Below are 11,861 nucleotides of genomic sequence, written 5' to 3'. Positions count from 1 at the left end.
CCGGCTTTAGCCGGGAATGCCTCAGGCGTCACACCACAAATCTGATGGTGATCACACCGGCCTATTCCCGGCTGAAGCCGGTCCTACTGAACGCAGAGCGTGCATCCGCGGATACTGGCGTCGGTCCTACAAGCCGCGCGCGCCTGTGGGACCGGTTTGGGTTCTGTCAACGAGGCTCGTGCATCGGGCAGCCGTTGTGGCTGGCGCGGAAGCCTGAGGAAAGCTCATAGGACGGCTTGCGCACCCGCATGACGCCGCCCAGTGGACGGTGTTCAACCACGCCGTGCCAAGGGCTGAAGGCCATACCCTCGTCGATTTCCTGCTGGCGTTCGTCTGACCAACTGTCCTGAAGCGGCACCTCGATACGGGCAACGGTCACGAAGGGGCTCAGCTCCTCGGACCATTCCACCGAAGCATCTTCAATCGGCATTTTTTCAAGGTCGGTGGCCAGCTGGATACGCACGTCCCAGACCCCTCCCTTGCTCGCAAAGTGACTGCGCACCGCTTCCCGCAAGCCGTCCGGGTGGCCATTCAGGTCCACCTTCTGGTTGGTCAACGCGGTGAGTTCAGGGGACACAGGCACCACGCTCAGCTTGGCGTAGTAGCGGCCATAGAGAAACGGCACGATGCTGTTATAGGTCTCCCCGAGCAGGTGGGTCATCGGGTGCCCGCCCAGTGACCTGAGCGTGCCACTCTCCCCGCCCACGGCTTCAACCACCGACTCCAGACCGCGGAAGAAGGCCGACAGCGCTTTCTTCATGTTGGGCACTTTGTCGGTGGTCTTGGCCAACAGCTTCAGCGTCTTGAGAAAATCCTTGGGCGTGGCGGCCGTGAACGCCTTGGCGTTCTGCATCACGAAGTCCTGGGTGACCTGGCCTTCACTGCCCGGCAAGCGTGCGCCCTGCACACCGACCAGCTTGATGGCCAGACCGCGTGGCGTCGACACCTTGTCGTCGAGCAGATCACCTGGATTGGTGGAAAAGCGCATCTTCACGTCCAGCGTGCCGGGATGCGCAAAGACACCCTGGGCCAGCTCGGGCGGCAGATTATCCAGAATGCGGATTTGCCCATGCAGCAAACCGTGGGCTTTGGCATGCACGCTGCGTATGGCATGGCCGCCATCTTCGTAGGTGGTTTCCAGAATACTGTGCATGGCCTCAGCCAGCTCTTTGCTCGTCTGAGCCTCGTCATCGGGTATCTGCTCGAACTGCGGCTCGAACGGCAAGGGGGTCACGGACAACGTGGAAGCGCTCATCGGTTATCTCCGGCTACGGATCAGGTCAGGTTTGGCTCCGATGAGCGCACACTCATAGGGTGGCTTTTCTGGCATCGGCACAGCAGATGACTGCGCCGATGATTGCCGGGTTCATCGAATCGCATGAATTTCACGGCCGCGCGTTCTTCAGCGCCTTTATCGGGTAAATGTCGTAGCGGCTGGATTTGCCGTCCAGCGCGTAAGACGGCTTGGCCCCTTCGATGCACGGTGCCTTGCGCGGGCGTTTGACGACAACGCGGTGGCTAGCCAGCGCCAGCGCCGCTTCCAGCAACGCCGGGGCGTCCATGTCGTCGCCCACCAAAGGCCGGAACAGGCGCATTTCCTTCTTCACCAATGCGGTCTTTTCCCGGTGGGGAAACATCGGATCAAGGTAGATGACCTGGGGCGGCTCGCCTTCCCATTGCCGAATCAGCTCGATGGAGTTGCCGGTCAACAGGCGCATCTGCGCGATGATCCCGCCCACGTCCAGATCCCTCGCACCGCGCGCCAGGCCGTCTTCGAGCAGCGCGGCGATAATGGGCTGCCGCTCGATCAGGCTCACTTCACAACCCAGACTCGCCAGCACGAACGCATCCTTGCCCAGCCCTGCCGTGGCATCCAGCACCCGAGGCCGTACGCCCGGCTGAATACCCACGGCCTTGGCGATCATCTGCCCGCTGCCGCCGCCAAACAGACGCCGATGGGCCGCCTTGCCTTCGATGAAATCCACTCGGACCGGGCCCGGTGCATCGTTACCCAGTTGCTGCAATTGCAGGCCATCTTCGGCTACTTGCAGGGCAAAATCCGCGTCGGCGTCGTCCAGCGGCAAACCCAGTCGCTGCGCCCACTGCGCTGCGGTGTCCTGCCCGTCGGGGGTCAGGCTGTCGACCCGAATGCGGCTGCCCGCGTGCTGCTCAGTCATTGTCTCTACGCGCTCAAATATTCTTAATGATTGGCAACATCTGCCGATAACAAAAGTATCCGGCATTTTGCCAGACCCACGGGCTGTACTGAGCGCTTATGTCAGACATTCAGCAAACCTCCTCGATAGGCTATTTGACGTACGCAGGCGACTACAGCGTACGCAATACCCAAACCCTGAGCGGCGTTACGCAGCTCTGGCAGGATGCGTTTGCCCGTGCGATGGCTCAACAGGTCGATGACAACGCCGGCACAGCGCCCGAATACAGCGCCGTTGCCACGAATGACAGCCTGACCGGCGAGCCGGTGGCCGGCGCCACCGCACTGGACAAGATCGTCGAGCAGCGTGAATGCCCGGTTCAGGACAAGGAAATCGCGCCGCCGGAGCCGTTGTTCCTGCCGATCGCCGAGTTCGAATGGGATCTTGCCGACAAGCCGGCCAAGCCGTTCACCGCGATGGAAATGATCGAGCAGCAGCGCAACCTCGAATTCGATGACACCTGGGTTCGCCCAACCGTGCTCAACCCCTACGATGACAGCGTTGAACCCGGCCCGGGCCCTCAGCCTCGCCCACTGTTCCTGCCGATTGCCGAGTTTGAATGGGACCTGGCCGACAAGCCCGCCACACCCTTCAGCGCTGAAGAGATGACCGAGCAGCAGCGTCATTTGGCCTTCGATAACGGCTGGGCGCGGCCGATTGTGCTGCAGAACCTTCGTATCGCTGCCTGACGCCAGGCCGCAACCCAGCGCAGCACACAACCTCGCTCGCCTCCCCTAGCGACACACCCGCCAGCGTCCCATGTCCAGATGAAAGTGATTTCGGTGTGCAGCGTTGTACTCCGGGCTCAGCACCGTATTGAACTGCTGGCAGGCGCCATCCCTCACCAATCGCAGAAAACGCCCCTCCTCGCCCTCGTCTTTCCAGTCCTTGAGCACCGAAATCCTGCGCCCGTCTGCCAGTCGAAACCCGGCGATGTCCAGCGCGTTGGCGGTAGCGTGCTGGCTCAGTCGACCTTCACTGCGGTTGTAGATGTTGCGGCAGGCGAAGCTGCCAAGGTGATCGATCCTGGCGACCTTTTGCCCGAATACCGCCTGGGCCGCTGGCTGCAATTGATGAATATCGAACAGCGCATACGCCACTGCCAGACGACAACTGGACAGAAAGCTGCTGCTCAGCGCGATGTCGCCGCCCTGGATACGCAGGGTGTTGGTGAGCGGGCATTTGGCGTCGGCGGCGCTGTCGACCTGGTGCGTGTAGCGCAGGGTCGACGTTTGCAGCGCGGCGTCGCACAACGCCGGATCCTCCTGCAATCGCCAGAGTTTGAAAGGTGTAAGGAGGTTGGGCTCGTCCCGCACATTCAGCGGGGCCCACGGGTTCCAGCGGTCGGCGACAGGCAACCAGCCACGCCAGATCGACACCGCAACCGCTGCGCTCATCAAAATCAGTAGAAGAAAGAGGGTCGAGCCGCGCATGCCGGAAGGTTCTCGTCTGACGGAGGGATGAGTCCACCCTATCTCGACCTCAGAGCAGCCCGAGTTGCTCCACTTGTCGACCGCGATCCAGCTCCGGCAGGTCGGGCAGCCCCGGCAGCAGGGTCATGAGCTGATGGTGAAAACGACGGGCCAGTTGGGGCGAGGCGATGTTGTCAGGCGTGTGCAGGAACACCGAAGGCGTGCGCCCCTCCTCGATCCAGCCGGCCACCTTTTCCGCCCACTGCACAATGAAGCCTTCGTTGATCGCCTCATCCGGCCCGCCAATGAAGCGCACCTGGGGGAAGGACGTCAGCGCCGCCGGACGCGGTGGCACCTTGGGCTTTTTCGACTGTGCATGAAGAACGGCAGGCTCACTGGAAACGCAGCTGAACAGTGGCCGGGAATCCAGGCAGATACGCTCGACGCCGCGGTCGAGCAACAGGCGGTTGAGCTGACGTTCGTCCTCGCCTTTGGTGAAAAACGCCATGTTGCGCACTTCCACCGCCAATGGCCGGCCTTCCAGTGCATCAATGAAGGCGCCCAGCTCATTCAGCCGATGGGGACCGAAACTGGCCGACAGCTGCAGCCACAGCGGTTCAAGCCTCGACCCCAGCGGCGCAAGCAGTTGCAGGAAATCCTCTACCGCGACCAGGTGCTCACGCAGGTCGCCAGCATGGCTGATGTCGCGGGGGATTTTTGCAGAGAAGCGGAAATGCTCAGGCAAAGCGTCCGCCCAGCGCTGAACGATTTCAGGCTTGGGGCGTGCGTAGAACGTGGTGTTGCCCTCGACGGCATTGAAGACCTGCGCATACAACCCGAGTAATTCCAGGTCAGGGGCATCCGGCGGGTACAGCGATTCACGCCAGGCTTTTTCGCTCCAGGACGGACAACCAATGTAGTAAGGCGGATGAGCGAGGTTCAAACGTGAAGATCGAGCCCGGCAACTTCGAGGTCCCAGTCGACGAAGGTCGAGGTCATCAGGTAGCTGCTCAGCGCGTGGGCGACGCGGGTGCTCATGGCACGGGGGAAGATAATGTCTTGCTGACGCGCGGGCACGTTGGCTGTGGTCCCGGTCTGGCGACGGGCCACTTGCGGGTTCACCTCGATCTCATCGTTCACTTCCTCGAACGTGCCTTCCAGCGCCGCAGAATCCTTGCGAAGCTTGCGCTTGATCGGGTAGGTACGTGGTGAAGGACCGGTGATTCGCATCATGCTTACTCGGCGTTTGATAGTGGCAATTCAATCTCGCAGCTGGCTGTTAAGCAAACATGCGAACGATAACTAGACCACACTTATTGCGAATTGTTTAAAGCAGCCTGAATTTTATGCGGTTTTATCGCTGAACGGTCATGAACAGTGTGACCTGGGTCGCAGATCGGGCGTGGTGCGACTTATTCACGACTGCCTGTGACAGGGTATCGCCCTCACCGCGCCTTGGGTGTGGCGACTTTATCCCGAAGGTAAACCGGCTGGGCGTCGTCGGCAACAATGGCTTCGCCCCGGTGCCAGGCGAAGGTGCCGAGGGTGAGCAGGTCCTGCGCGTGGGGCAACAGCGTGGCGTCCTGGGCACTGACACCGGCGGCAATGCGCTCGGCATAACCCCAGCCGGTGCCCGCCCCGAACCAGTCGCCCGTCGCACCGCTCGGCAAGGTGGCCATTTCGGGCGGCATGACGGCCTCTTCATCGGTCAGCCTCATCTCCCCTGCCACTTCGCGGTAGCAGCCCCAATAGACTTCGTCCATCCGCGCGTCGATGGCGGCCGCGACCTGAGTGGCGCCCCGCTCGCGAAAGGCCCGCTGCGCTAACGCCGCGAGGTTGGAGACCGGCAGCACCGGGCGATCCAGACCAAAGGCCAGCCCCTGAACCACACCGATGGCGATGCGCACGCCGGTGAACGCACCCGGCCCACGCCCAAAAGCGATGGCGTCCAGCGCCGACAGGCCGATGCCCGCCTCGGCCAGCAGGTCCTTGATCATCGGCAGGAGCTTTTGCGCGTGCAGGCGCGGGATCACCTCGTAGTGAGTCAGCACTTTGCCGTCATGCAGCAAAGCGACTGAGCAGGCTTCAGTGGCGGTGTCCAGGGCCAGCAAGGTGGTCATCGAGGTTTCCATCGTTGTGCGAAAAAAGTGCCGCATTATAAACAACAACGGCCCGCAAGCGGGCCGTTGTTCAATGCCTTGAGTTCGAATCAGCTCAGGGCTTCAAGCACCTTGGCGGTGATCTGTTCGACCGAGCCCACGCCTTCGATGTGACTGCACTTCGGCGTCCCGTCCTGAGCCTGCAGCTTGGTGTAGAACTCCACCAGAGGCTTGGTCTGCGAATGGTAGACCGACAGGCGATGGCGAACGGTGGCTTCGACGTCGTCCTTGCGCTGAACCAGTGGTTCGCCAGTGACGTCATCCACGCCTTCAACCTTAGGCGGGTTGTACAAAGTGTGGTAAACGCGACCGGAGCCTTCGTGAACGCGGCGACCGGAGATTCGCTTGACGATCTCTTCGTCGTCGACCTTGATCTCGATGACGTGATCGATGGCCAGGCCGGCTTTCTTCAGGGCTTCAGCCTGAGGAATGGTGCGCGGGAAGCCGTCGAACAGGCAACCGCCAGCGCAATCAGGCTCGGACAGGCGATCCTTGATCAGGCCGATGATCAGGTCATCGGAGACCAGGCCGCCGCTGTCCATGACGCTTTTGGCTTGCAGGCCCAGTTCAGTACCCGCCTTGACCGCAGCGCGCAGCATGTCGCCGGTGGAAATCTGCGGAATGTTGAATTTCTCAGTGATGAACTTTGCCTGAGTACCTTTGCCGGCCCCGGGAGCTCCCAGCAGAATCACGCGCATTGTTGTGCTCCTCAAATTTTTATAGAGATATCGTCGGATTCGCCTAAATGGGGCCAATCGCAAAATTTTACTGACCCAACGGCCAAAGGCTGATCAAGATACACAGCCGATTCATGGCGCACAAGACGCCGAAAGTCGCAGTAACCCGCGAAAAACCAGTAGCTTGGCATCGATCTGCGCAAGGGTGAGACCTCGTGCAACGGGGTGACGCCGCAGCGGCCACGACGCCACAGGTCCGGCCGAATGAAAGGGGTCGTGTCCATTCGGCCGGCCTGCCTGCCCGTCAGCCGGTGTTGCGCAACCCGGCGGCGATGCCTGCTACAGACACCAGCAGCGCCTGCACCAGCGGACTGTCCAGACTCGCCTCCTGCTGACGCGAACGCGCCAACAACTCTGCCTGCAATAAATGAAGAGGATCGAGGTAGGTATTGCGCAGGCTGATGAACTTCAGCGTTTCGGGGCTGTGGGCCAATAGTCGGGACTGACCTGTCAGGCCCAGCACGACGTCACACGCCTGCGACAATAGGCCGCGCAAATGCGTCCCCAAATGCAGCAGTTTCGGCTCAACCAGGCGCTCGTCGTAGAGCTGGGCGATGTCGCTGTCGGCCTTGGCCAGCACCATTTCCAGCATGTCGATGCGGGTGCGGAAGAACGGCCATTGCTCACGCATCTCGGCGAGCAGATCACCCTGACCGCGTTCCAGCGCCTTGCTCAACGCGTTTTCCCAGCCCAGCCAGGCGGGCAGCATGAGGCGCGTCTGGGTCCAGGCGAAAATCCACGGAATCGCGCGCAGGCTTTCCACCCCGCCTTCGCGGCGCTTGGCTGGACGGCTGCCCAATGGCAAGCGGCCCAGCTCCTGTTCCGGCGTGGCCTGACGGAAGTACTCGACGAACTCCGGGTCTTCCCGAACCACGGCGCGGTAGGCTTTCACGCCATCTGCCGCCAGTTCATCCATCACCTGACGCCACGTCGGTTGCGGCATCGGTGGCGGTTGCAACGTGGCTTCCAGCACTGCAGCGAGATAAAGGTTGAGGTTCTGCTCGGCGATGTCCGGCAGGCCGAACTTGAAGCGGATCATCTCACCCTGCTCGGTGGTGCGGAAACGCCCCGCCACCGAGCCCGGTGGCTGCGACAGAATCGCCGCATGGGCGGGGCCGCCGCCACGACCGACCGTACCGCCGCGACCGTGGAACAACAGCAACTCGACCTCTTGGGCGCGGCAGATCTCAACCAGTTTTTCCTGCGCCCGGTACTGCGCCCAGGCCGCAGCCGTGGTGCCGGCGTCCTTGGCCGAATCCGAGTAACCGATCATGACCTCCTGCGGACCTTCCAGGCTTCGGCGGTAGGCCGGAATGCTCAACAGCTGCTCGATCACCGGGCCGGCGTTGTCCAGGTCGGCGAGGGTTTCGAACAGCGGCACGACGCGCATGGAGCGCTGCAGCCCGGCTTCCTTCAATAACAGTTGAACGGTGAGCACATCGGAGGCCGCGCCGGCCATGGAGATCACGTAGGAACCCAGCGAAGCCGCCGGCGCAGCCGCGACCTCACGGCAGGTCGCCAGCACTTCGGCGGTGTCCGCTTCAGGGCTGAAATGCGCAGGCAGCAGCGGCCGCTTGTTGTCCAGTTCTCGCAGCAAGAAGTCGACGCGCGTCGGCTCATCCCACTCGTGGTAGCGGCCGAGCCCCAGGTATTCAGTGATCTCGCTCATGGCCGAACTGTGCCGCGTGGAGTCCTGGCGTACGTCGAGCTTCACCAGGAACAGCCCGAAGGTCACCGCGCGACGCAAACAATCGAGCAACGGGCCATCGGCGATGACGCCCATGCCGCATTGGTGCAGCGAGTCGAAACACAGCTTCAGCGGCTCAACGAGTTCGCGGTTTTCGTGCAGCACGTCTTCCGGTGCGACCTGGGTGACACTCAGTGAGGCGTGGGCCCAATTGCGCGTGGCCCGAAGCCGCTCACGCAGTTGCTTGAGCACACTGCGGTAAGGCTCGGCGCTGTCGCCCGCCGCTTCCATCAGCGCCGGGCTGGCTTGCTGCATGGACAGTTCGGCGGCCAGATGATCGACATCGCGCAGGTACAAATCAGCGGCCATCCAGCGCGCCAGCAACAGCACCTCGCGGGTGACGGCAGCTGTCACGTTGGGGTTGCCGTCGCGGTCACCGCCCATCCAGGAAGCGAAGCGAATCGGCGCCGACTCCAGCGGCAGGTGCAGACCGGTCGCGGCGTGCAGCGCCTGATCGGCCTTGCGCAGGTAGTTGGGGATTGCTTGCCACAGGGAATTTTCGATGACCGCAAACCCCCACTTCGCCTCGTCGACAGGCGTGGGACGGACGCGGCGGATTTCTTCGGTGTGCCACGCTTCGGCAATCAGTCGCTGCAGACGCTCGGTGATCTGCTCCCGCTCGTGGCGATTCAAGTCGCGATGATCGAGCGCGGCCAGTTGCGCAGCGATAGCGTCGTACTTCTGGATCAGCGTGCGCCGCGCGACTTCGGTCGGGTGGGCGGTCAGCACCAGTTCGATTTCCAGCGTGGTCAATTGCTGCGCCAGCGCTTCGGGTGTCTGCCCGGCCTGCTTCAGGCGTTCCAGCAGCTCGGGCAACACGCGGGACTCAAACGGCTGCGGCTTGCCGTCATCGCGACGATGGATCAGCTGATATTGCTCGGCGATGTTCGCCAGGTTGAGAAACTGGTTGAACGCACGTGCCACCGGCAGCAATTCATCCTCACCCAGGCCTTCAAGACTGGAGCTAAGCTGCTCGGTGCCTTGGGTCGACGCATGGCGATCAGCCTTTGCGCTTTTGCGGATGCGCTCGATCTTCTCGAGAAAATCAGCGCCGTGCTGATCACGAATGGTGTTGCCCAACAGCTCACCCAGCAGGTGAACATTCTCGCGCAATCGTGCATCGATATCAGCCATCCAGCCCTCTCCTTAAGCCTTGTTGTTTTTACCGGCGAGTCCTTGCGGGGGGTCCATTCGCTGCTGCCGAACGGAACGCCCTGCGGGGTTTCGTTTCTATTGGTGTGTATAGAGCGACAAATTGATGTCCCTACGCAACCCTCGACGCACTTTCACCGCCGGGGAAGCCCGTCTCAGTCACGCTTCACCGTGGCTCTCCACGTCCAATGCCCGCCCTCGCGCGGGAACCGATGAGGTATGTATGAAAATCCGAGAACTCGCCGAACAGTGGGAACAGAACGCCAAAGGCCGTCTGACCGAGACCGCCTACGCCATTCATTTGGACGTGGAGGCTGCCGCGCGGCTTGCGGCGATCGCCGAGATGTACCCCAAGCGCACGCCTGAGGAGTTGCTGGGCGAGCTGATCGGCGCCGCGCTGGAAGAACTGGAGGCGAGTTTTCCGTACGTGCGTGGTCAGCAGGTCGTCGCCACCGACGAGGAAGGCAATCCGCTTTACGAAGACGTTGGCCCGACGCCCAGGTTTCTCGAGCTTTCTCGACACCATCTCCAGGAAATCTCCGATCGTGAAGACCTGTGACGGTTGCAACTACGACGTCGTTTTTGGCCCGGCAAAATGCTCCACAGGCCGCACCGGGCCAGTAATCTGGCGGGCAAAACCCCGCCATTTTTCGAGCGTCAATTTTACAACACATAACAAAAGCTGACCGCAAGTTTAAAAAAATGTCTGAACTATTCAAAAAACGCAGCGGTCGGAGCAGTTAGCCATTCCAGTAAAGCCGTCAGATGACAGCGGAAGCGACGTAACACCATCCATCCGCGTGGGCTGCTGCTGAAATGGAACAACCAGTTTTCAGGAGTTAAGAAATGGAGTTGACCACCATGAACACCAGCACTGCCAAACCAACGTTCAATCGCCTGCGCGGGCTGAAGATGGCTGCACTGGCGCTGGGCACCAGCGTTCTTCTGGCTGGTTGCGCGGGCAATCCTCCAAGCGAGCAGTACGCCGTGACCCAGTCGGCCGTCAACGCCGCCGTCACCGCTGGCGCTACCGAGTACGCTGCCGTTGAGATGAAGTCCGCTCAGGACAAGTTCAAGCAAGCCGAACTGGCCATGCAGGACAAGAAATACGACGAAGCTCGTAAATACGCCGAGCAGGCCGAGTGGGATGCCCGTGTAGCCGAGCGTAAGGCTCAGGCCGCGAAGGCACAGAAAGCGGTGCAGGATGCTCGTCAGGGCGTCAATGAGCTGCGTGAAGAAGGCATGCGTCAGGTTCAGCCTGTCACACAGTAACGCTTCGCAGTTCAAGCATTGGCCATTGAGTTAAAGGACGAAAATATTATGCGTAAACAAGTACTTATTCCTGCCCTGCTGGCTCTGAGCGTTGGTCTGGCGGCGTGCTCGTCGCAGCCGAACGTGAACCTGGAACAAGCCCGCACCAACTATTCCGCGCTGCAAAGCAACCCTAAAGCCACTGAACTGGCTGCGCTGGAAACCAAAGACGCCAGCGAGTGGCTGGACAAGGCAGACGCCGCGTACCGCAACAACGATGACCAGAAGAGGGTCGATCAGCTGGCCTATCTGACCAACCAGCGCGTGGAGCTGGCCAAGCAGACCATCAACCTGAAGACCGCTGAAAACGATCTGAAAGGTGCTGCAGCCCAACGTGCACAGGCGCGTCTGGATGCTCGTGATGCTCAGATCAAGGCCTTGCAGAACAGCCTGAACGCCAAGCAGACCGAGCGCGGTACGCTGGTAACGTTCGGCGACGTCCTGTTTGACCTGAACAAGGCTGAGCTCAAGTCGTCCGGCCTGGTCAACGTCAACAAGCTGGCCCAGTTCCTGTCCGAAAACCCTGATCGCAAGGTCATCGTTGAGGGCTACACCGACAGCACCGGTTCCGCTGCTTACAACGACTCGCTGTCCGAGCGCCGCGCCCAATCCGTGCGCATGGCACTGATCAAGATGGGCGTAGGCCCGGAGCGTATCGTTGCTCAGGGTTACGGCAAGGAATACCCGGTTGCTGACAATGCCAGCGCCTCGGGCCGTGCCATGAACCGTCGCGTGGAAGTGACCATTTCCAACGACAACCAGCCAGTGGCACCGCGCTCTTCGATGAAGTAATGCGGTTGTAGCGGCACATAAAAAGCCCCGCCTGTTGAGAGACAGGCGGGGCTTTTTTGTGGGCTGCGTTTTTCTCCGGATGGGATTGGGATGAGGTGCTTTTAGGGAGCAATGATGGGGCCCCGTGTTTTTGGGGGCTGCGCAAGAAGTTGCGCACTCCCTTGCTGAAAATAGGGTGACTGATGCTCTACAGGCCACGTTGTTCTTGGCCTGTAGGCGAGTGCGCAAGAAGTTGCGCCCGGGTGGGCCAAATATTTCGCCCCATTTCTGTGTTATCACGGGTTGCGCAAGCTGCAAACCCCCGGTTTTTTTTTTTAATATTTTTTTTTTTAATT

Annotated in this window: 12 protein-coding genes; 4 read left to right on the top strand and 8 right to left on the bottom strand. The window is 61.1% G+C overall.

The window, feature by feature from the left end:
* Positions 1-166: 166 nt before the first annotated feature.
* Entirely contained in the window at positions 167-1,255 is a 1,089-nt protein-coding gene (locus tag QWI18_RS18465; protein ID WP_296309786.1) for a catalase family protein, read from the bottom strand.
* A gap of 130 nt (positions 1,256-1,385) precedes the next feature.
* On the bottom strand, positions 1,386-2,177 hold the full coding sequence (locus tag QWI18_RS18460) for a class I SAM-dependent methyltransferase (RefSeq protein ID WP_369319492.1): 792 nt from the start codon (positions 2,175-2,177) through the stop codon (positions 1,386-1,388).
* A gap of 98 nt (positions 2,178-2,275) precedes the next feature.
* Here QWI18_RS18460 and QWI18_RS18455 point away from each other — a divergent pair, with 98 nt between their 5' ends.
* Positions 2,276-2,905 carry an energy transducer TonB gene (locus tag QWI18_RS18455; RefSeq protein ID WP_192132208.1) on the top strand — a complete coding sequence of 210 codons (630 nt, stop codon included), beginning with the start codon at positions 2,276-2,278 and terminating at the stop codon, positions 2,903-2,905.
* Between the two features lie 45 nt (positions 2,906-2,950).
* On the opposite strand, the gene QWI18_RS18450 is transcribed toward QWI18_RS18455, so the two are convergent.
* The 6 genes from QWI18_RS18450 to ppc all read right to left on the bottom strand — a co-directional run bounded on the left by QWI18_RS18450 (position 2,951) and on the right by ppc (position 9,405).
* On the bottom strand, positions 2,951-3,649 hold the full coding sequence (locus QWI18_RS18450) for an extensin family protein (RefSeq protein WP_369319491.1): 699 nt from the start codon (positions 3,647-3,649) through the stop codon (positions 2,951-2,953).
* A gap of 49 nt (positions 3,650-3,698) precedes the next feature.
* Positions 3,699-4,571 (bottom strand): DUF72 domain-containing protein, encoded by an 873-nt coding sequence (locus QWI18_RS18445; RefSeq protein WP_296309779.1) that lies wholly within the window; start codon positions 4,569-4,571, stop codon positions 3,699-3,701.
* Positions 4,568-4,858: a hypothetical protein gene (locus tag QWI18_RS18440; protein ID WP_296309788.1), complete on the bottom strand. Its 291-nt coding sequence runs from the start codon at positions 4,856-4,858 to the stop codon at positions 4,568-4,570. Before QWI18_RS18440 ends, QWI18_RS18445 begins: the two co-directional genes overlap by 4 nt.
* A 215-nt stretch (positions 4,859-5,073) precedes the next feature.
* The gene (gene tsaB / locus QWI18_RS18435; RefSeq protein ID WP_369319490.1) at positions 5,074-5,748 is read right to left on the bottom strand and encodes a tRNA (adenosine(37)-N6)-threonylcarbamoyltransferase complex dimerization subunit type 1 TsaB; all 675 of its coding nucleotides are present in this window, start codon (positions 5,746-5,748) and stop codon (positions 5,074-5,076) included.
* A gap of 89 nt (positions 5,749-5,837) precedes the next feature.
* On the bottom strand, positions 5,838-6,485 hold the full coding sequence (gene adk / locus QWI18_RS18430; RefSeq protein ID WP_065989893.1) for an adenylate kinase: 648 nt from the start codon (positions 6,483-6,485) through the stop codon (positions 5,838-5,840).
* A 283-nt stretch (positions 6,486-6,768) separates the two neighbouring features.
* Positions 6,769-9,405 carry a phosphoenolpyruvate carboxylase gene (gene ppc / locus QWI18_RS18425; RefSeq protein ID WP_369319489.1) on the bottom strand — a complete coding sequence of 879 codons (2,637 nt, stop codon included), beginning with the start codon at positions 9,403-9,405 and terminating at the stop codon, positions 6,769-6,771.
* 241 nt (positions 9,406-9,646) lie between these two features.
* On the opposite strand from ppc, the gene QWI18_RS18420 reads away from it, so the two are divergent.
* The 3 genes from QWI18_RS18420 (at position 9,647) to QWI18_RS18410 (ending at position 11,526) form a co-directional block, all read left to right on the top strand.
* Complete coding sequence (locus tag QWI18_RS18420) at positions 9,647-9,982, top strand: pilin assembly protein (protein ID WP_065989900.1); 336 nt, start codon at positions 9,647-9,649, stop codon at positions 9,980-9,982.
* Between the two features lie 287 nt (positions 9,983-10,269).
* Positions 10,270-10,695, top strand: a complete 426-nt coding sequence (locus QWI18_RS18415; RefSeq protein WP_192132220.1) for a DUF4398 domain-containing protein — start codon at positions 10,270-10,272, stop codon at positions 10,693-10,695.
* 48 nt (positions 10,696-10,743) lie between these two features.
* Positions 10,744-11,526, top strand: a complete 783-nt coding sequence (locus QWI18_RS18410; protein WP_369319488.1) for an OmpA family protein — start codon at positions 10,744-10,746, stop codon at positions 11,524-11,526.
* Positions 11,527-11,861: the final 335 nt, after the last annotated feature.

Origin of the sequence: Pseudomonas sp. W2Oct36, from assembly GCF_041060465.1 — a bacterium.
Taxonomy (GTDB): domain Bacteria; phylum Pseudomonadota; class Gammaproteobacteria; order Pseudomonadales; family Pseudomonadaceae; genus Aquipseudomonas; species Aquipseudomonas graminis_B.
The sequence above is the reverse complement of the archived record's forward strand: the minus strand, read 5'-3'. Positions and strand labels throughout refer to the sequence as shown.